The sequence below is a fragment of the Streptomyces sp. CB02058 genome, from assembly GCF_001905505.1.
In the GTDB taxonomy this organism is placed as follows: Bacteria; Actinomycetota; Actinomycetes; order Streptomycetales; family Streptomycetaceae; genus Streptomyces.
In genome coordinates, this window is sequence record NZ_LIPG01000004.1 from 831535 (window position 1) to 850336 (window position 18802).

Annotated in this window: 18 protein-coding genes and 1 pseudogene; 10 read left to right on the plus strand and 9 right to left on the minus strand. The window is 69.0% G+C overall.

Features of this window, described 5'->3' with window-relative positions; all coding sequences use genetic code 11:
• Positions 1-88 precede the first annotated feature (88 nt).
• The 3 genes from AMK10_RS24175 to AMK10_RS24185 form a co-directional block, all read right to left on the minus strand.
• Positions 89-1324: a serine hydrolase domain-containing protein gene (locus AMK10_RS24175; RefSeq protein WP_073749982.1), complete on the minus strand. Its 1236-nt coding sequence runs from the start codon at positions 1322-1324 to the stop codon at positions 89-91.
• A gap of 145 nt (positions 1325-1469) precedes the next feature.
• A complete protein-coding gene (locus tag AMK10_RS24180) occupies positions 1470-1859 on the minus strand; it encodes a DUF1048 domain-containing protein (RefSeq protein WP_073749983.1) in 390 nt (129 codons plus the stop codon).
• Positions 1860-1861: 2 nt separating this feature from the next.
• Entirely contained in the window at positions 1862-2191 is a 330-nt protein-coding gene (locus AMK10_RS24185; protein WP_073749984.1) for a PadR family transcriptional regulator, read from the minus strand.
• Positions 2192-2497: 306 nt separating this feature from the next.
• On the opposite strand from AMK10_RS24185, the gene AMK10_RS24190 reads away from it, so the two are divergent.
• The 5 genes from AMK10_RS24190 to AMK10_RS24210 all read left to right on the plus strand — a co-directional run bounded on the left by AMK10_RS24190 (position 2498) and on the right by AMK10_RS24210 (position 7037).
• The gene (locus AMK10_RS24190) at positions 2498-2761 is read left to right on the plus strand and encodes a hypothetical protein (protein ID WP_198959771.1); all 264 of its coding nucleotides are present in this window, start codon (positions 2498-2500) and stop codon (positions 2759-2761) included.
• 803 nt (positions 2762-3564) lie between these two features.
• The gene (locus tag AMK10_RS24195) at positions 3565-3900 is read left to right on the plus strand and encodes an ArsR/SmtB family transcription factor (protein ID WP_073749985.1); all 336 of its coding nucleotides are present in this window, start codon (positions 3565-3567) and stop codon (positions 3898-3900) included.
• A gap of 1 nt (position 3901) precedes the next feature.
• On the plus strand, positions 3902-4621 hold the full coding sequence (locus tag AMK10_RS24200; RefSeq protein ID WP_073749986.1) for a cation transporter: 720 nt from the start codon (positions 3902-3904) through the stop codon (positions 4619-4621).
• A 55-nt stretch (positions 4622-4676) separates the two neighbouring features.
• Complete coding sequence (locus AMK10_RS24205) at positions 4677-5591, plus strand: IS5 family transposase (protein WP_382566309.1); 915 nt, start codon at positions 4677-4679, stop codon at positions 5589-5591.
• A 402-nt stretch (positions 5592-5993) separates the two neighbouring features.
• Positions 5994-7037: an SGNH/GDSL hydrolase family protein gene (locus AMK10_RS24210; RefSeq protein ID WP_241839654.1), complete on the plus strand. Its 1044-nt coding sequence runs from the start codon at positions 5994-5996 to the stop codon at positions 7035-7037.
• Between the two features lie 194 nt (positions 7038-7231).
• Here AMK10_RS24210 and AMK10_RS38745 read toward each other — a convergent pair.
• A pseudogene (locus AMK10_RS38745) lies at positions 7232-7758 on the minus strand (zinc-dependent alcohol dehydrogenase); the annotation flags it as partial.
• Here AMK10_RS38745 and AMK10_RS24220 point away from each other — a divergent pair.
• Both AMK10_RS24220 and AMK10_RS37500 read left to right on the plus strand, forming a co-directional pair.
• On the plus strand, positions 7744-8073 hold the full coding sequence (locus AMK10_RS24220) for an MGMT family protein (protein WP_107428488.1): 330 nt from the start codon (positions 7744-7746) through the stop codon (positions 8071-8073). The pseudogene AMK10_RS38745 and the gene AMK10_RS24220 overlap by 15 nt on opposite strands.
• Before the next feature lie 131 nt (positions 8074-8204).
• On the plus strand, positions 8205-8561 hold the full coding sequence (locus AMK10_RS37500) for a hypothetical protein (RefSeq protein WP_073749989.1): 357 nt from the start codon (positions 8205-8207) through the stop codon (positions 8559-8561).
• On the opposite strand, the gene AMK10_RS37065 is transcribed toward AMK10_RS37500, so the two are convergent.
• The 3 genes from AMK10_RS37065 to AMK10_RS24245 form a co-directional block, all read right to left on the minus strand.
• Positions 8551-9371, minus strand: a protein-coding gene (locus tag AMK10_RS37065; protein ID WP_382567254.1) for an IS5 family transposase whose coding sequence is annotated in 2 segments (ribosomal slippage) — positions 8551-9021 and positions 9024-9371 — 819 coding nt in all. Because the reading frame shifts where the segments join, the coding sequence is not laid out codon by codon here. The two genes, AMK10_RS37500 and AMK10_RS37065, sit on opposite strands and share 11 nt — an antisense overlap.
• An 18-nt stretch (positions 9372-9389) precedes the next feature.
• A complete protein-coding gene (locus AMK10_RS24240; protein ID WP_241839655.1) occupies positions 9390-10460 on the minus strand; it encodes a recombinase family protein in 1071 nt (356 codons plus the stop codon).
• Positions 10461-10526: 66 nt separating this feature from the next.
• Positions 10527-10949: a secondary thiamine-phosphate synthase enzyme YjbQ gene (locus tag AMK10_RS24245; RefSeq protein WP_073749992.1), complete on the minus strand. Its 423-nt coding sequence runs from the start codon at positions 10947-10949 to the stop codon at positions 10527-10529.
• Positions 10950-11022: 73 nt separating this feature from the next.
• Here AMK10_RS24245 and AMK10_RS24250 point away from each other — a divergent pair, with 73 nt between their 5' ends.
• Positions 11023-12159: an FAD-dependent oxidoreductase gene (locus AMK10_RS24250; RefSeq protein WP_073749993.1), complete on the plus strand. Its 1137-nt coding sequence runs from the start codon at positions 11023-11025 to the stop codon at positions 12157-12159.
• A gap of 327 nt (positions 12160-12486) precedes the next feature.
• Here the strand turns inward: AMK10_RS24250 and AMK10_RS24255 are convergent, their stop codons facing one another.
• Both AMK10_RS24255 and AMK10_RS24260 read right to left on the minus strand, forming a co-directional pair.
• Positions 12487-13113 (minus strand): hypothetical protein, encoded by a 627-nt coding sequence (locus tag AMK10_RS24255; RefSeq protein WP_073749994.1) that lies wholly within the window; start codon positions 13111-13113, stop codon positions 12487-12489.
• Positions 13114-13326: 213 nt separating this feature from the next.
• A complete protein-coding gene (locus AMK10_RS24260) occupies positions 13327-15132 on the minus strand; it encodes an ABC transporter ATP-binding protein (protein ID WP_073749995.1) in 1806 nt (601 codons plus the stop codon).
• Positions 15133-15281: 149 nt separating this feature from the next.
• Here AMK10_RS24260 and AMK10_RS24265 point away from each other — a divergent pair, with 149 nt between their 5' ends.
• Both AMK10_RS24265 and AMK10_RS24270 read left to right on the plus strand, forming a co-directional pair.
• The gene (locus AMK10_RS24265; RefSeq protein WP_073749996.1) at positions 15282-15728 is read left to right on the plus strand and encodes a MarR family winged helix-turn-helix transcriptional regulator; all 447 of its coding nucleotides are present in this window, start codon (positions 15282-15284) and stop codon (positions 15726-15728) included.
• Positions 15729-15774: 46 nt separating this feature from the next.
• A complete protein-coding gene (locus tag AMK10_RS24270; RefSeq protein WP_073749997.1) occupies positions 15775-18720 on the plus strand; it encodes an FAD-binding and (Fe-S)-binding domain-containing protein in 2946 nt (981 codons plus the stop codon).
• The last annotated feature ends 82 nt before the right edge of the window (positions 18721-18802 follow it).

Consider the following 18802-nt stretch of genomic DNA (forward strand, 5'->3'; position numbering starts at 1 on the left):
TGTCGAGGCCGGCGAGCGCCGTCAGGGGTGAGCCCGGCGCGCTGGAGGTGCTGCGCCTGGTGACGCGTTTCCTCGGTGGCGGCGTAGGTCAGTCGTCGATTGCCTGGTAGAGGGTGGTCCAGAAGTCGTGGATGGCGCGTGCCGAGTCCGGGGTGGACATTCCGGTCTGGGTGAGGAGGATGCCGACGAGTTGGTTGTGCGGGTCGGCGTAGGTTGTGGTGCCGGCTCCGCCGTCCCAGCCGAACTGGCCGACGGGTGCGTAGTCGCCTCGGTAGGTGCGCACCGCCATCCCGAAGCCCCAGCCGCCGTGCTGTCCCTGCCCGTGTGACAGGTGGACGACGTTGCGGGCCCAGGTGTCCCGGGCGGCCTGCTGTTCGGGGGTGAGCCGGTTGGTGGTCATCAGCTCGACTGCCGGCCGGGACAGGATGCGCTGGGTGCCGTGCATCCCGTGGTTGAGGAGCATCCGGAAGTAGGCGTGGTAGTCGTCGGCGGTGGAGTCGAGTCCGCCGCCGCTGGAGGGGAATGCCGGAGGCTTGCTGTGGTGCCCTGATTCGGCGGGGTCCTCCACGGTGAATTCTCCGGTCTGCGGATCGGGGGCGTACAGGGGCGGCAGCCGGTGGATCTTGTCGGCGGGCACGTGGAAGGCGGTGTCCTTCATCCCCAGCGGTTCGAAGATGCGCATCCGCAGGAACGTCTCGAAGGGCCGGCCGGTGACTCTGGCCACCAGGACGCCGAGCAGGTCGTCGGCGACGTTGTACAGCCACCGCTGGCCGGGCTGGTACATCAGCGGAAGCGTGCCCAGGCGCCGTATCCACTCGTCCGGCTCCACCTGCGGCAGCAGCCATCCGTTCTCGCCGTAGACCTTCTGCTCGAAGTACGCGCTCATGACCGGTGAGCCCATCGCCGTCATGTCCAGACCGAGCCCGCAGGTGGAGGTGAGCAGGTCCCGCACGGTGATCGGACGCTTCGCCGGGACGGTGTCGTCCAGTGGGCCGTCGGGCCGCTTGAGTACCTGCCGGTCGGCCAGTTCCGGCAGCCACTGATCTATCGGGTCGTCAAGTCGCACCCTGCACTCGTCCAGCAGGACCATGGTCGCGGCGACCGCGACCGGTTTGGTCGTCGAGGCCATGCGGAATATGGTGTCGCGCCGCATCGGAGCGCCGCCGTCGTGGCGCATCGTCCCGATCGCTTCGACATGGGTGCTCTCGCCCCGGCTGACCAGGGCGACGAGTCCTGGGATCTTCCTGGACTCCACATGCGCTTCCAGTACCTCGCGCAGTCGGCGCAGCCCTGCTTCGGAGAAGCCGTTGTTGCCGTTTCCCATCATGAATCTCCTTGCACGCATAAGTCGTTCTCGACGGTGCCGCAGGCATGCGGCGGGACACGGCCGAGGGGCATGGCCCCTCGGCCGCGGGGTGCGGACGGGCGATGAATGTGGTGCTCGGTGCCGAAGAGAGGGCTGAGGCCGATCAGACCGCCGTGTCTTCGTTTCCGCTCTCGCTGCCGGCTGCGCGCTCGATGCCGTCGGTCAGTTGCTTCCGGGCGCGGGCGGGGACGTAGCCGCCCTCCGAGTAGTTCTGGGCGAACGCGTCGACGAACTCCACCGGGTCTTCCCCGACGATCTCCCGGATCGGTGTTCCGTCTGCCGCGGCCTGCTCGAACAGGTCGGCGAGGTCCTCGAACATGGCCGCATTGCTGTCGCCGTCGGTCGGCACGAAATGCATCAGGTGCCGTTCGATCGCCTCGACAGCGGTGCGGTAGTCCTCGGGAAGCTCCTTCACGCGCCCCTTGTACGCCTTCCAGCGCTTCTTGGGCCCGATCATCTTCGCAATGAGGCCGGTCTTCTCGGTATCGGACATGGTCACTTGCCCCCTTCGCGGAGCTGTTCCAGTCGTTCCGTGAGGAAGCTCCAGGTCCTCCAGAACTCTTCGAGGTACTCGTGTCCCTGAGCGTTCAGGGAGTGCACCTTGCGCGGCGGCCCCTTCTCGGAGGGGACCTTCTCCACGTCGACCAGACCGCGCTTCTCCATCCTCAGGAGCAACGCGTAGATGGTCCCTTCCGCGATGTCGGAGAAACCCTGCTCCCGCAGGCGTGCCGTGATCTCGTAGCCGTAGGCGGGCCGCCCGGACAGGGACGCCAGGATGATGCCCTCCAGGGTGCCCTTGAGCATCTCCGTCAACAGCTTGGCCATGGAACACCTCCCGCTAGTTAGCGCCGTTGAGTACTGGTACACCGTAACGCTGACTAGCAGTACTTAGCAAGACCGGATACCGGGAGAGTTGCGGACCGGACGGAGCCACCACGGCCTTTGGCAAGGCAGTGCCGCAGAGCGGGATCTACGACGAGTGGGACCGCGGTGCGAGCCACCGCTGACGTCAAATCAGGAGGAGCCGGAGAACCTTGTAGCTCTGAATGGACGTTAAGTCCGCGTCTGGTAGGGGCGCGTCCGGGCTCGACAAGAAGGCGTTGGCGGAGGAGGCGACCGAGACCCCTGAAGGTGATCGTCTCCCTGCTGGTGGCCGTGCTGGCGTTCGTCGTGTTCCTGACCGCGCAGGCCAGGGTGGCGCACCCGATGGTGCCGTTGTCGCTGTTCCGCTCACGCACCGTGGTGATCGCCACCGGTATCGGGTTCGCGTTCATGGTCGGCTTCTACGGGCTGCCGTTCGTCTTCAGTCTCGACTTCCAGCAGCAGCACGGCCTGTCCGCGCTGGGCGCCGGGACCCAGCCGGTGCGGGTAGTACGGCACGCGAACCCCACGTAGACGGCGACCTCGTACGGAATCGGATCAGAGCCCATCAGGCGGGGTGGGCCACAGGCGGTCTGGGCCGTCGCGCCACTCCAGCCACTTCGGATCGTTCAGGACTCCGTCGGAGTCAGGGAGGCCGAGCGCTTCGAGGAAAACGACCAGGTCGTGGTCGGAGTAGGCGGTGTCCAGGATTTCGTCACGGGCTCGGCGGTGAACCGTGACTCATCGGCCGCCCTCCGTCGAGGGGCGATGGACGACGATCGGCTCACTACACATGCACTCCACCCTGCAGTCGGCTTCCCTGACCGGCCATCGCTCGCGCCGGCCGTCGATCATCCCGCCCCCGGACGACCGGGGTCGTGCTGCGGACGCTGCGCTGGGCCAGCTCCTTCAGTTCCATCCGGGCAGCTGGGGTTCCGGCCGGCCCTTTCCAGAACGGGTGGGCGGCGATCCGTGCCGACAGTTCCAGCAGACGTCGGCGGCCTTCGGTCGGGCTGGCGGCCGGGGCACTATCCGCGAGCTGCCGGTAGGTGCTGCACCAGGCGGTCTGGTCACGTAGGAGGTCAGATGGAAAGTTGTGCGGACGCATAGCAACTATTAGATCTGATGTTCGATTTTGAGGGCAACTGGCCACACGGGCGTCTTCCGCTACTCCTTAGCGTGACGTCCTGCGCCATCGAACCTTGACGAGCGCGGGTTCGTGCCGCCGAAGATTGAGCATGCGGGCCCGGGGCTGTGAGGTCGGACCGACCTCGCGCCGGAACCCGCCTCCTGAATTCAGAGTTTCCTGAATTCAGGATCTGCTGTACTTTCTTGGCGTGCTCACTGTTGCCTCTGACATCGAGGTGCTGGCCAGGTTCGGCCGCGCGCTCGCCGACCCGATCCGCTGCCGCATCCTGCTCGCCCTGCGCGACGCCCCCGCCTACCCCGCCGACCTTGCCGAGGCCCTCGGTGTCTCCCGCACCCGACTGTCCAACCACCTGGCGTGCCTGCGCGACTGCGGCCTGGTCGTCACCGTCCCCGACGGCCGCCGCACCCGCTACGAACTCGCCGACGAACGCCTCGGCCATGCCCTCGACGACCTGCGCACCGCCGTAGTCGCCGTCGAGACCGACCGCACGTGCGTGGATGCCGACGAGAAGGGCTGCTGCTGAGATGGCTGCCGAGACACCGATATCCCTCGGGCTCCTCCCCGGCCGCCGCGACATCCTCACCCGGCGGATACGGCTACTGGTCGCGGCGACGATCACCTACAACGTCATCGAGGCCGTCGTCGCCATCACCGCCGGCACCCTCGCCTCCTCTACCGCCCTGATCGGCTTCGGACTCGACTCGATCATCGAGGTCTCCTCCGCCGCCGCGGTCGCCTGGCAGTTCTCCGCCCGTGACCACGCCGTCCGCGAGGCACGCGAGCAGCGCACCCTGCGAATCATCGCCGTCTCCTTCTTCGCGCTCGCCGCGTACGTCGGCGTTGACGCCGTCCGCGCGCTCACCGGCACCGGCGAGGCCGACCGCTCGATCCCCGGCATCGTCATCGCCGCCCTTTCGCTCGCGATCATGCCGTTCCTGTCCGCCGCCCAGCGCAGGGCCGGCCACGAACTCGGCTCCGCCTCCGCGGTCGCCGACTCCAAGCAGACCCTGCTGTGCACGTACCTGTCTGCCGTGCTCCTGGTCGGACTGGTCCTCAACGCCACCCTCGGCTGGTCCTGGGCCGACCCGATCGCCGCCCTCGCCATCGCCGCCATCGCCGTCAAGGAAGGCCGCGACGCCTGGCAGGGCAAAGGCTGCTGCGCACCCCCGGCCGCCGCAGTAGGAGTCCAGCAGAAGGAGACGGACGCCTGCGGCTGCCACCCCGGCTGCGACTGCTGCAACTAGGCCGTGCTTTAGGTGGGTCTTCTGGCTGTCGTCCTGCACCGGGATGATCGGCCTTGTGGGGCGCGGGGATCTTTCCGATGAGCAGTGGTCGGTACTGGAGTCGTTGCTGCCCGCGGTGGGCGTCAGCCGCAGGTCGCCGGGCCGGCGGCGACTCGTGGACGGCGCGCGATGGCGGGTACGAACCGGTGTCCCATGGCGTGACCTGCCGCATGAGTATTACGGGCCCCGGCAAACTGTCTACGGACTGTTCCGCAGATGGCAACGGCATGGTGTGTGGGCCCGGTTGCTGACGTTGTCGCAGGCACGGGCCGATGCGGCCCGGCTGATCACCTGGGAGATCAACGTCGACTCCACGTTCTGCCGTGCCCACCAGCACGCAGTTGGTGCCCGCCGGAACGCCGCCGAGCAGAAGGAGCCGCCCGGCGGAGTCGGGCATGAGCCGGACGACCACGGACTGGGCAGGTCCCGTGGCGGGTTTACCACGAAGATCCATCTGGCGTGCGAGCAGAGTCAGAAACCGTTGTCGCTGCTGGTCACGGCAGGCCAGCGGGGCGACAGTCCTCAGTTCGAGCCGGTCCTGAACGCGATCCGGGTTCCCAGGCCCAGTGGTGGCCGGCCACGGACTCGCCCGCTGCGGGTGCGGGGAGACAGGGCGTATTCCTCTCGCGCGAACCGCACTTACCTGCGCAGGCGTGGGATCAGGTGCACGGCTCCCGAGCCGGTCGCCCAGGTGCGCAACCGCAAGAGTCGTGGCCGTACGGGTGGCCGCCCGCCTGCCGTCGACTGGCAGGACTACAAGGCCCGGCACGCGGTCGAGTGCGGGATCGGCCGCCTGAAGCAGCATCAGGCGGTCGCCACTCGCTATGACAAGCTCTCGGTTCGGTTCGAGGCCGCCGCTCACGTCGCGGCGATCCACCAGTGGCTGTGTTGCGGTTTCCCGGACCTCCCCTCGTCCGAGGCTCAGGGGTGAGACAGCCTGGGTGACCTCGTCGCAGGCGGAATTCTGGCCGGTTCGAGCTGCGCAGCCGTGTCGACTGCTGCGCACATTTATGGCGGCCGCTCATTCGTTCGACAGGAACGGTCGTGTGTCGACTCCTGTCGCCCCACCAGCAGGCGGCCTCGCAGTCCGGCTCGCATCGCGGCCACACCGGCTCTCCCCGTTCGGATCATGAACGTTCTCGATCTCGGCAGCCGCTCCTCCTCGACACCCCCGCTGAGCAGGCGAGACGACCCGGCGTGACGAGGCTGACCAAGATCGCCCGGTTGCCCTTCGCTGCCACTGGACCATTACGTCTCGTTTATGAATGAATACATAGCGTTACTTTCTTCTCTCATTCCCTCTTTTCGTGGGCCCCGATGAAAGGGCACAGCCATGTCTTCTGCCATGCGTAAGACCACCACCACTCCCAGGGTGCGGCGGCTGGCCGCCGCCACGATCGCGCTCGGCAGCTGCCTGGCGCTCGCCGTCCCGGCGGGAGGTGCCGCCGCGGCGCCCACCGAGCCGGTGCCGACCGTCTTCTTCGGCGACTCCTACACCGCCAACTTCGGCATCTCTCCCGTGAACAACCAGGACAGCGAGAGGGGTTGGTGTTTCCAGGCCACGGACAACTATCCCGCCGTCGCCACCCGGCGCCTGGCCGACAAGGACATCACGCTCGACCTCCAGGCCGACGTCTCCTGCGGAGGCGCGCTCATCCATGACTTCTGGCAGAAGCAGGAGCTGCCCTTCGGCGCCGGGACGCTCCCGGCGCAGCAGGACGCCCTCAAGCAGGACACCCAGCTGACCGTGGGAAGCCTGGGCGGCAACACACTGGGTTTCAACCGCATCCTGAAGCAGTGTTCCGACGAACTCCGGAAGCCCTCTCTGCTGCCGGGAGACCCGGTGGACACGGATGAGCCGGCTGCCAAGTGCGGTGAGTTCTTCGAGACCGGGGACGGGAAGCAGTGGCTGGACGGCCAGTTCGAGCGGGTCGGATATGAGCTGGAGGAGCTGCTCGACCGCATCGGCTACTTCGCCCCCGACGCGAAGCGCGTCCTGGTCGGCTACCCCAGGCTCGTGCCCGAGGACACCACCAAGTGCCAGACCGCTGCGCCCGGCCAGACGCAGCTGCCGTTCGCCGACATCCCCCAGGACGCCCTGCCGGTCCTGGACCAGATCCAGAAGCGGCTGAACGACGCCATGAAGAAGGCCGCCGCCGACGCCGAAGGCGGCGCCGACTACGTCGACCTCTACGCCAGCACCGGCGCCAACACGGCGTGCGACGGCGCCGACCGGGGCATCGGCGGCCTGCTGGAGGAATCCCAGCTCGAGCTCCTCGGCACCAAGATCCCCTGGTACGCGCACCCCAACGCGAAGGGCCGCGACATCCAGGCCAAGCAGGTGGCCACCAAGATCGAGGAAGTCCTCAACCGCTGACCGGCCACACAACCGCTTTCCCCGCATGAACGAAGCCCCAGTACCCCCATCGGCCTGGGGCTTCGCAGCACTGCTGATTCCAGGGAACTTGCCCCAACTGGCCCTCACCACCACACAGTGCGCCTGGCAGCCCTCACCCCGAACGGCTCCGCTCAGCACCGTCCCAGCCGGCGGACCACCTGACAAAACAGGGCCTAGACCCCATGGCCGGAGTCGCCACCACGGACGAAGACGGGCTTGAGGCGCTTTCGGGCAGGGCCTCGGGCAGCTGGTCCCAGTCCAGGACGTGCGAGACGACGCGCCGCGGTGTGACTTCCCCGGACGGCGAGGGCCAGCGCGTCGGGGATGTGGCCGCGAACGCGCGATGCGCAGGGTGACTCCCGTGAGATACATGTCCAGCAGGGGAGTCCGCCGGGGCGGAAGCGGTCGCCCGCCGACTCGCAGAACCCTTCCGGGGCAAGCCGAGCGCGAGGGTGAGCTGGTCGACGCGGCCGGTGGCTTCCACGGCGATGTCGAACCCATGCCGGACGGGCTCGATCGACTCAGCGGTACGGGCCCCGAACGCCTCGGCTAGCTTGCGGTGTACCGGGCCGGGGTCGACGTAGAGGACGTCTCCGGCGCCAAGCGCGCGGGCGATGTCGCACACGTAGAGGCCGATGCTGCCGCGGGCCACCACCAGCACCCGGGCACCGGGGCGGGCCTTGAGGTGGGGGGCCACCAGTGGACGGAGCTGCACACCCTGCTGCGCGCTGTCCCGGCCGGACGGTGGACCACCTACGGCGACGTGGCGACGGTGATCGGCAGCCAGGCCGTTCCGGTCGGAAGACACCTGAGTACCTGCGGCCAATGTCCCAGCCCTTGGCGTGTCTTGAATGCAGCAGGACGAGTCGGCAACGGCTTCCAGTGGGCGGACCGTACCCGAACGGACACCCCCGCAGAAATCCTCGGAACCGCAGGGGTCCGCTTCAACGGGGCTGTCACCGATGCGGACAAGCGCCTCAGCCCGGACGCCCTCCGGCAACTACTCGACATCTGAGAAGCGACAGTTGTCTACGTTGCTGACCCTCGACTCCACCACACTCCGCTTAAGACGTCGTTTCTTTTGGCTGTTGCGCGTGCCGTTGACCGGCTCAAATGTGTGTCAGTGCGGTGTGAGAGCCTCCGGGCATGAGCTACGACCTGGCTGTCTGGGAAGGCGATCGGCCTCCGGATGCCAAGACCGCCCGCCGCTTCTTCAGTGACCTCTACGACCGCTATCTCGATGGCGAGGCCGGGGAGCCAGCGTCCGAACTCATCGCGGCCTACATCACCGCTCTTCTTGAGCGGTGGTGCGACATCACCGAAGACGATGAGGAGACCTCGCCCTGGTCGGTCGGGCCTTTGATCGACGGTGCAAGCGGTCCGCTCATCTACTTCGGAATGAACTGGAGCATGGCCGAGGAAGCGTCGGCCTACGCGGCAGCCCTGGCTGACTCGATGGGGCTGATCTGTTTCGACGTGCAGCAGGGCCAGCTCAGGTCCTGAGCAGAGCGGCTAATCGGCGGTGGCAGATGAGGAGTGCGGCTATGCCGACGAAGGCGAGGAAGTGCTCGGCCTTGCGTTCGTAGCGACGGTGGAGCCGGCGGCAGCCGGCCAGCCAAGAGACGGTTCGCTCGACTACCCAGCGATGGCGGCCCAGTCGTTGTGAGGACTCGACGCCCTTACGGGCGATGCGATGGCGGATTCCACGCCCGCGAAGCCATCGGCGCAGGTGGTTGTAGTCGTAGCCCTTGTCTGCGTGCAGTTTCGCCGGTCGGCGGCGTCTCGGCCCGCGGCGTGATCGGATGGGCGGGATACCGCGCACGAGCGGCTCCAAACCCTGACTGTCGTGCATGTTGGCGCCGGAGATGCCCAGGGACAGAGGCAGCCCATTTCTGTCGGTGATCAGGTGGATTTTCGATCCCAACTTGCCGCGGTCGGTCGGATTCGGTCCCGTCAGAAGCCCCCCTTTGCAGCCCGCAGGCTCACCGAGTCGATTGCGCAGCGCGACCAGTCAACCTCTCCGCGGACCCCAAGTTCGTCCAGGATCACGCGGTGCAGCCTCGCCCAGACTCGGGCCCGGCTCCACTGGGCGAACCTCCGGTAGACCGTCTGCCAGCTTGGACCGAACACCGGCGGGAGCTGGCGCCAGGTGCAGCCTGAAGTAGCTACGAAGACGATCGCGGCCAGAGCCTCGCGGTCACCAGCCCGCCGACGGCCCCCGCCCTGCGGACGTACCACCTCCGTCGGCGGCACCACCCGCCGGAACAACACCCATAACTCGTCTGGCACCAGCCGCTCAACGAGATCCGTCATGCCCGGTTCAACGAACGATCACACCAAAAGAAACGACGTCTTACTCCGGGCAGTGCAGGTGTAGCGCGGAGGAGCGTCCTTCGAGGTTTGCGTGTACAGCCGGGTGTGGCACTGCCCGCACAGGGCGATCTTCGTAAGCAGGTATTCACGATTCGAGTTACGTGCCCAAGGCACCGTTCGGTTGAGTATCACCTGCTTCAACACCTCGTGGGTCGCCCAGTCCCACAGCCCCTCACAGAGCCTTACGGGATTCCCGTCCTTGCCGAGCACCGGCTTGTGCTGGTGCATCAAATAGCCAAGCGTGGCTTCGGATATGAGGATGTTCTTCAGGCTCTGCGGGGCCCACGGCCGACCTCCGGACGGCTTCCCGTACATCGTGGCCAGGCGGTCCGCAGGCGATGCCTCGCCCGCGCGGTTGAGGCGGGCCGCTTCACTGCTGGTGGTGACGTTCTCGGGATCTGCCAGGATGCGACGGGCGACATCTCGTAGCACCTGCGAGGCGTGGGGGTGTAGTTCGACGTGGTCGACCTTGCCGCCCATGACCTTTCGCACGTACTGGAAGCCGTAGGAAGGCTTGCCCTTCGGCCGGCCAGCTGCCCGGATCTTTATGGTGGCGTCGCGGTTCCGGCGCTGGATCGCGCGGAGCTCCATCTGCGCGCCCCAGGCCTCCATCGTGAACCGGTTCTCATCGGCCGGGTCGTCCAACTCCCACGCACCGTCGTGTCCGTACGTGACGAGCATCTTCTTCTCGTCCCGCATCTTGTAACCGGTGTTCAGGCAGTCGACGACGTTGCGCCCCAGCCGGTCCACGGCGGCCGCGACGAGACCGTCATAAGGGCCCTTCTCGTCCCGGAGCCAGGGGCCCAGCTTCGGGCGGGACACGGGGTCGGTGGCGCCCGAGACCTCCCAGTCATCGGCCCAGCCGATGATGTGCGCGCCAACGGACGCTGCGGCTGTGAGGACGTTCTCCCGCTGACGCTCAGGGGACGACGCCGCCAGCTTCACGCGCGACAGGCGCCGCACGCCGAGCAGGCATTTACCGCATCCGTCGTAGGGACGTTCGATCGCATGTGGGGTCGTACCGTGCAAGATTCTCTCCGTTCGCGCACGCATGGTACGGAGAATCGGCGGCACGACCCCTGGGGGCGATCTTGGTCAGCCCAGGAAGCTCAACCGAACCTGACGGTTGTAATTAGAAATGTTCGTATCCACCAGGCAGACCGACTGCCACGTCCCCAGCTCCAGTCGCCCCCCGATCACCGGCAACGTCGCGTGCGGCGGTACCAGCGCGGGCAGTACGTGGTCGCGACCGTGGCCCGGGGTGCCGTGGCGATGGTGCCAGCGGTCGTCGGCGGGGAGGAGGGTCCGCAGCGCGGCGAGGAGGTCGTCGTCGCTGCCGGCGCCGGTCTCCAGGATCGCGATCCCGGCCGTCGCGTGGGGCACGAAGATGTTGAGCAGGCCGTCTCTGCCGTGGGCGGTGCGGGCGAGGAACTGCGCGCAGTCCTCCGTCAGGTCCATGACCGTCTCGGTCCGTCCCGTCGTGACGTTCAGCAGGTGCGTGGCGAAGGAATCGGGCATGCGCCCATTGTGGCGCGCGGCAGGAGGGACGCGCTCCGGGAAGATCCCGGAGCCTCCCAGGGTTGGTAGAAACGTGAACAACTTCGGGACGCGTGAGCTGGACGTGGTCGTCATCGGCGCCGGACAGGCCGGGCTGTCCGCCGCCTACCATCTGCGGCGCTCCGGTCTCGAGCCCGACCGGGACTTCGTCGTGCTGGATCACGCACCCCGGCCCGGTGGCGCCTGGCAGTTCCGGTGGCCCTCGCTGACGTACGGCAAGGTGCACGGCATGCACTCCCTGCCCGGCATGGAGCTGACCGGAGCCGACGGGAGCAGGCCCTCGTCCGAGGTGATCGGCGCGTACTTCGAGGCGTACGAGCGCCGCTTCGACCTGCGGGTGCACCGGCCGGTGGAGGTCAAGGCCGTGCGAGACGACGAAGGCGGAAGCGGCGCCGTGCCCAAGCCCGGAAGCGATGCCGCGCCCGAGGCCGGACGCAGAGGCGGGCGGCTGCTCGTCGAGTCCTCCGAGGGTACGTACGCCACGCGCGCGCTGATCAATGCCACCGGCACCTGGGACCGGCCGTTCTGGCCCCTCTACCCGGGCCAGGAGACCTTCCGGGGACGGCAGCTGCACACCGCCGGCTATCCCGGACCTGCGGAGTTCGCTGGACTGAGAGTGGTCGTGGTCGGCGGCGGCGCTTCGGGTACCCAGCATCTGATGGAAATCGCCGAGGTGGCGGCCGGGACGTACTGGGTGACGCGCCGGCCTCCGGTGTTCCGGGAAGGACCGTTCGGCGAGGACCAGGGGCGGGCCGCCGTGGCCATGGTGGAGGAGCGCGTACGGCAGGGACTCCCGCCGCAGAGCGTCGTGAGCGTGACCGGGCTGCCGCTCAACGACGCCGTACGGCGCGCACGCGAGGCGGGGGTCCTCGACCGGCTCCCCATGTTCGAGCGCATCACGCCGGACGGGGTGGCATGGGCCGACGGCCGGACCGTCGAGGCCGACGTGATCCTGTGGGCGACCGGCTTCCGCGCCGCCGTCGATCATCTGGCGCCGCTGAAGCTCCGCGAGCCGGGTGGCGGCATCCGCGTCGAGGACACCCGGGCCGTGCGGGACGAGCGTGTCCATCTCGTCGGGTACGGCCCGTCCGCCAGCACGATCGGCGCCAACCGGGCCGGGCGGGCGGCCGTCCGTTCGGTCGACCGGCTGCTCAGCGGGGTGCCCGCCTGAACCGGCGGCCCCACAACGGATCGACGCAGCACCAGAACACACGAACACGGGATCGGGTGTTCGCTCGAACGCGTGGTCGTTCCAGGATTGGTTGCTCAACTCCCGTGCGGCAGCTGATGATTACTGAGCGCACACGGCGGGCTGCAGACCGCTACAGCGCATGTCCCACAGATGCACCACGCACTAGGAGAAAAACAGATGAACTTCCTGACCAACCTGCTTGCCGGCGTCGTCCACTTCGTGGGTTGGCTCGTCTGACCGTCTCTGCACAAGGCGCCGCCGCTCCCCGTCCCAGGGGGCGGCGGCGCCGCCGTGCGACCGGCTCCGTCAGGCTCCGGCGGCCGGTCCGGTGAACGGGGGCAGAGCCGCGAAACCCGGGTCCACGGTGACCGCATCCGCGAGCGCGTCGAGCGTCCGGCGCACCCGGGTGAGCGGATGTGCGGGGAACTCCGTGTCCCACTGGGCGTGGTCGGCCGCGTGGAAGGGAAGGCCGCCCTGCACGTCGGGGGCGTAGGGGTGCGGCCGGAAGTACGAGTCGGGGCCGACCTTCGCCATGACGACGGCCTCTCGCATCCCCGTCATCCCGCGCTCGGGGGCCTGGATCTTGACCACCGTGCTGCATCCCTGGCGCGGCACCGTGAAGCTGCCGATGAACACCTGCCCGCTGGGCTGTTGGGGCAGCGGCAGCTTGAGTATCTGCCGCAGTGCGGGCAGTCCGCCCAGCCGCTTCACCGAGGCCTCGATCAGTCCGCCGCCGGCCTGCGCCGTCCAGTGGGTGAGGGTGCCGCGCAGGGCGGGGCCGTCGTCCAGACCTGCCGGGAGGTCGGGCGGCAGTGCGAAGTAGTGCAGCGAAAGGACATCGCCCTCGTCGTTCGTCCAGGCGTCGCCGCGCTCGCCGCCGTTGTGGTCCAGCGGCCGGTATCCGGGGAGTTCCACCCCGAGCAGTGCTCTCATGGGCCGCGATCATGCCGTATCGCGGGGCGTCCATGCGGGCGGGCCCGCCCTTCCGATGCCCCGCCCTTCCGATGCCCCGGCCTTCCGATGCCCCGGCCTTCCGGTCCCGCCACCGCCGGACGGCTGGGCCGGGCGGTCCCCAGGGTCAGGTGGCCGTCGTGCGCATGCGAAGGCCGGAGCCATGTCTCCACCGAGGCCGGACGGCCGTTCCGCTCATGTGGCCGCCGGGGCAAGATGACCGTCGCGGCGGATCAGGGCGGCATAGCGCCCGTCCATCGCGAGCAGTTCCTCGTGCGTACCGCGCTCGGCGATCCGCCCCTCGTCCAGGACGACGATCTGGTCCGCGTCCCGGACCGTGGAGAGCCGGTGCGCGATGGTGAGCGTGGTGCGGCCCTTCGACAGGTGGTCGATGGCCTGCTGCACCGCGTGTTCCGTACGGGTGTCGAGGGCACTGGTCGCCTCGTCGAGGATCAGCACGGGCGGGTCGCGGAGAATCGTGCGGGCGATCGCGAGCCGCTGCTTCTCGCCACCGGAGAAACGGTACCCGCGCTCCCCCACCAGCGTGTCGTAGCCGTCGGGCAGGGCGGCGATGTGGTCGTGGATCTGGGCGGTGCGCGCCGCGGCCTCGATCTCCTCGTCGGTGGCGTCCGGCTTGGCGAAGCGGAGGTTCTCGGCGACCGAGGCGTGGAAGAGGTAGGTCTCCTGGGAGACCACGCCGACGGCACGGGCGAGCGTGTCGAAGTCCAGGTCCCGCACGTCGACCCCGTCGAGGGTGACCCGGCCACCGGTGACGTCGTACAGACGCGGGATCAGATAGCTGAGGGTGGATTTGCCCGATCCGGTGGGACCGACGACAGCCAGGCTGTTCCCGGCGGGCACGGTCACATCGATGCCGCTCAGCGTCGGGCCGCCCTTCTCGTCGTAGCCGAAGGTGACGTCCTCGAAGGCGATCTCGCCCCGGACGCTCTCCAGCCGGACGGGCTTCTCGGGCTCGGTGATGTCCACCTCGAGGTCGAGGTACTCGAAGATCCGCGCGAACAGGGCCAGGGAGGTCTGCATCTGCACCCCGGTGGAGAGCAGGCTCACGGCCGGCCGGAACAGCCCTTGCTGGAGCGAGACGAAGGCGACCAGGGTGCCGACGGAGACGGCCGTGACGCCGGACTGAAGGGTGAGGCCCGCGGCCCAGTAGATGACGGCGGGCATCGCGGCCATGACGATGCCGATGGTCGACATGCGCCAGCGTCCGGCCATGTTGGAGCGCACTTCGAGGTCGACCAGACGCTCCGACTCCTCGGTGAACGCCTTGGTGAGGGAGTCCGAACGCCCCATGGTCCGGCCGAGGAGAATGCCGCTGACGGACAGCGATTCGGTGACCGTGGCCGCCATCGCCGCCATCTGGCGCTGACGCTGGGTGGTGATCTTCTTGCGCTCCCGGCCGACACGGCGGCTGATCCAGACGAAGACGGGCAGCAGGAGCAGCGAGACGACGGTGAGCCGCCAGTCCAGCGCGAGCATGGCGACCACGGTGGCGACGACCGAGGTGAGGTTGGAGACCAGGGAGGTCGCCGTGGAGGTCACCGTCGCCTGCATCCCGCCGATGTCGTTGGCGATGCGGGACTGGACCTCGCCCGTGCGGGTCCGGGTGAAGAAGGCGAGCGGCATCCGCTGGAGCTGGGTGTAGACGGCGGTGCGCAGATCGTGCATGACGCGCTGGCCGACCGTCGTGGAGATCAGGGTCTGCAGGACCCCGAAGACGCTGGTCATCACGGCGGTGAGGATCATGCCGAGCGCGAGCAGCGTGAGCAGCCCCGTGCGCCCCTGCGGGATCGCGGTGTCCAGGATCTCGCGGAGCAGGAAGGGCGAGGCGACCGTGACCAGCGAGGCGGCGCCGACCAGCAGTCCGACCACGGCGAGCCGTCCGCGGTAGGGACGGAAGAGCCGGAAGATGCGGCGCAGCTCTGCGGGCGGCTGCCCGGCCTCCGCGGCTGGGGGCGTCCAGGTGGGTTCGTCGGGTTTCATGGGCTCCTTCGAGAGCGTGCGGGGAAAGGGGCGAAGCGTGCACGGGCCGGCGCGGAGGTCTGCGGGCGCGGACATGCGGGGCCGATTTTGAGAGCCTAGCTCATTGTTACCTCTACTCACAATGAACGTGGTCCTGATATTGTTCCCTCATGGACTCCCCCGACTCCGACGGCATGCTCGCCGAACAGCTGTTGCGGCTCACACGCCGCCTCCAGCGCATCCAGAGCCGTCAGCTGGAGCCGATCGGCATCACACCGGCCCAGTTCCGCCTGCTGCGCACGACCGCGCACTACGACGGCGCCCCCCGGATGGCCGATCTCGCCGAGCGGCTGGACGTCGTCCCCCGTGCGGTGACCACCCTCGTGGACGGCCTGGAGGCCGCGGGCCGGGTGCGCCGCGCCCCTGATCCGACCAACCGCAGGGTGGTCCGGATCGAGATCACCGAGGAGGGCCGGGCCGTGCTCCGTTCGATGCGTGACGCGCGCAAGGCCGCCGCAGAGGAGATCCTGGCTCCATTGACCGCCGATCAGCGCGAGATGCTCGGCGGTCTGCTGAACGCTCTGGTCGCCGGAATGCCGGAGCGCCGCCGCTGCTGAGGCATGCGGTGCGGCCACCGCACCGTGACGTCGAGGGGACCCGGACATGCCGCTGCTGGAGCCGAAGCCCGAAGCCCTGCGTCCCCGCACGGACCGGTCGCCGTCCCCCGATCGGGTGCCCGCCTGGAAGGCGTCCGGGACCCCGACGGAACTGCGGGCCGGTCTGACCGCCCTGCTCGGCCCGGAGAAGGTGCTGTGGAAGGTCTCCGACCTCGTGCGGTACGCCTCCGACGCCAGCCCCTACCGCTTCCTCCCGCAGGTCGTGCTGGTTCCCGAGGACCTCGACGACATCTCGGCGATCCTCTCCTACGCCCATGGGAACGGCCGCGGTGTCGTCTTCCGGGCCGCCGGGACCAGCCTCAACGGCCAGGCGCAGGGGGAGGACATCCTCGTCGACGTACGCCACCACTGGACGGGGATCGAGGTCCTGGACGGAGGCGCGCGGGCCCGGATCCGTCCGGGGACCACCGTCATGCGGGCCAACGCCACCCTCGCCCGCCACGGCCGGATCCTGGGTCCCGATCCCGCCAGCGCCATCGCCTGCACTATCGGCGGCGTCGTCGCGAACAACGCCTCCGGGATGACCGCGGGCACCACCCGGAACTCGTACCGCACGGTGGCCTCGCTGACCTTCGTCCTGCCGAGCGGCACGGTGGTCGACACGGGCGAGCCGGACGCCGACGAGCTGCTGCGCCACGCGGAAGCACGCCTCTGCGACGAACTGCTGGCCATCAAGTCCGACATCGAGGCGGACGAGGGTCTCACCGCCCGCATCCGCGCCAAGTACGAGATCAAGAACACCAACGGCTATCGCCTGGACGCGTTCCTGGACGGGTCGACGCCCGTGGAGATCCTGCGTGGCCTCATGGTCGGCTCCGAGGGCACCTTCGGCTTCATCTCCGAGGTCGTCTTCGACACCCTGCCCCTGGAGCGCCTCGTCTCCTCCGCCCTGCTGTTCTTCCCCTCGCTCACGGCTGCCGCTGCGGCGGTACCCCGGTTCAACGAGGCGGGTGCGATCGCCGTGGAGCTGATGGACGGGAACACACTGCGCGCCTCGGTCAGCGTCGAGGGGGTCCCCTCGGACTGGGCGGCACTGCCGGACGGCACGACGGCGCTGCTGGTGGAGTTCCGCGCCCCCGACGAGGAGACCCTGGCGGCCTGTGAGCGGGAGGCGGCCGCAGTCGTCGCGGATCTCGCTCTGGTGGCGCCCGCCCCGTCCGTGACCAATGAGTTCACCCGGGACGCCCCCACGGTCTCCGGGTACTGGAAGGCCCGCAAGGCGTTCGTCACCGCCGTCGGCGGCTCCCGCCCCTCGGGCACGACGCTGATCACGGAGGACTTCGCCGTCCCTCCCTCGCGGCTCTCCGAGGCGTGCGAGGCGCTGCTCGCGCTCCAGGCCGTGCACGGCTTCGATGCGGCCGTCGCGGGTCACGCGGCCCACGGGAACCTGCACTTCCTCCTCGCCTTCGACGCCGCCGAGCCCGCCGACGTGGACCGGTACGCCGCGTTCATGGACGAGTTCTGCACGCTCGTGGTCGACCGTTTCGACGGGTCACTGAAGGCGGAGCACGCGACGGGGCGCAACATCGCGCCGTTCCTGGAGCGTGAGTGGGGCCCCGTCGCCACCGAGTTCATGTGGCGTACGAAGCGCGCCGTGGACCCCGACGGGGTGCTGGGGCCGCGGATCGTCCTCGACCGGGATCCGCAGGCGCATCTGCGCGGGCTCAAGACGATCCCCAAGGTCGAGCCGGTCGCCGACCCGTGCATCGAGTGCGGGTTCTGCGAGCCGACCTGTCCCAGCGAGGACCTCACCACCACGCCGCGTCAGCGGATCGTGCTGCGGCGGGAGATGATGCGCCAGCCGGACGGCTCCCCCGTGGAGGCCGGGCTGCTCGACGCCTACGGCTACGACGCCGTGGACACCTGCGCGGGCGACTCCACGTGCAAGCTCGCGTGTCCGGTCGGCATCGACACCGGCGCGATGATGAAGGGCTTCCGGCATCTGCGTCACTCACCGCGCGAGGAACGCGTCGCGGCGCTGGCCGCACAGCACTTCAAGGCCGTCGAGGCCTCGGCCCGGATCGCGCTCGGCGCGGCCGGGCTCATCACCCGCCACCCGGCGGGTGACCGGCTGCTGGGGTCCGTGACCCGGCTCGCCCGCAAGGCCGTACGCCCCGACCTGATGCCGGAGTGGCTGCCCGAGATCCCCGGGGCGGCGTCCCGCGCGCTTCCGCCCACGTCCCGGGCGGGCGCGAGCGCCGTGTACTACCCGGCCTGTGTGAACCGCATCTTCGCCGGTCCCGCGGACGCCGGGGCTCTGTCCCTGGCAGAGTCGGTCGTCTCTCTGTCCGCGCGTGCGGCCCGGCCGGTCTGGATCCCCGAGGACGTCTCCGGGACCTGCTGCGCGACGATCTGGCACTCCAAGGGATACGACGTGGGCAACGCGGTCATGGCCAACCGCGTCGTGGAGGCCGCCTGGGGCTGGACGGCGGGCGGCACTCTGCCGCTGGTGGTCGACGCCTCCTCGTGCACGCTCGGCCTGGCGCACGAGGTGGTTCCCTATCTCACCGAGGACAACCGGGCGCTGCACCGGGAGATGACGTTCGTCGACTCGCTCGTCTGGGCGGCCGAGGAACTCCTCCCCCACCTCACGGTGTTCCGCAGGACGGGCTCGGCCGTCCTGCACCCCACCTGCTCCATGGAGCATCTGGGCGATGTGGCGCACCTGCGTACGGTGGCCGAGGCGTGCGCCGACGAGGTCGTCGTCCCGGACGACGCGGGCTGCTGCGGATTCGCCGGCGACCGCGGCATGCTGCACAAGGAGCTCCCGGACAGTGCCACCGCCAAGGAGGCGGCGGAGGTCAACAGCCGCGCGTACGACGCCTATCTGTCGGCGAACAGGACGTGCGAGATCGGGATGGACCGGGCGACGGGCCACCGCTACCGCTCGGCGCTCATCGAGCTGGAGCGGGCGACCAGGCCCGTCGTCTGAGCCCTGGTGGCCGGTGGAAATAATGGGTTGCCCCCGAGGGGGGCGGGAAGCGAACCTTGCACGGTTTGGTCCCCCACTGTTC

Coding starts and splice junctions, on each gene's coding strand:
- AMK10_RS24175 (WP_073749982.1), bottom strand. CDS start 1,324: ATGGGAAACGGCAACAACGGCTTCTCCGAAGCAGGGCTGCGCCGACTG.
- AMK10_RS24180 (WP_073749983.1), bottom strand. CDS start 1,859: ATGTCCGATACCGAGAAGACCGGCCTCATTGCGAAGATGATCGGGCCC.
- AMK10_RS24185 (WP_073749984.1), bottom strand. CDS start 2,191: ATGGCCAAGCTGTTGACGGAGATGCTCAAGGGCACCCTGGAGGGCATC.
- AMK10_RS24200 (WP_073749986.1), top strand. CDS start 3,902: ATGGCTGCCGAGACACCGATATCCCTCGGGCTCCTCCCCGGCCGCCGC.
- AMK10_RS24210 (WP_241839654.1), top strand. CDS start 5,994: ATGTCTTCTGCCATGCGTAAGACCACCACCACTCCCAGGGTGCGGCGG.
- AMK10_RS37500 (WP_073749989.1), top strand. CDS start 8,205: ATGAGCTACGACCTGGCTGTCTGGGAAGGCGATCGGCCTCCGGATGCC.
- AMK10_RS24245 (WP_073749992.1), bottom strand. CDS start 10,949: ATGCCCGATTCCTTCGCCACGCACCTGCTGAACGTCACGACGGGACGG.
- AMK10_RS24255 (WP_073749994.1), bottom strand. CDS start 13,113: ATGAGAGCACTGCTCGGGGTGGAACTCCCCGGATACCGGCCGCTGGAC.
- AMK10_RS24260 (WP_073749995.1), bottom strand. CDS start 15,132: ATGAAACCCGACGAACCCACCTGGACGCCCCCAGCCGCGGAGGCCGGG.
- AMK10_RS24265 (WP_073749996.1), top strand. CDS start 15,282: ATGGACTCCCCCGACTCCGACGGCATGCTCGCCGAACAGCTGTTGCGG.
- AMK10_RS24270 (WP_073749997.1), top strand. CDS start 15,775: ATGCCGCTGCTGGAGCCGAAGCCCGAAGCCCTGCGTCCCCGCACGGAC.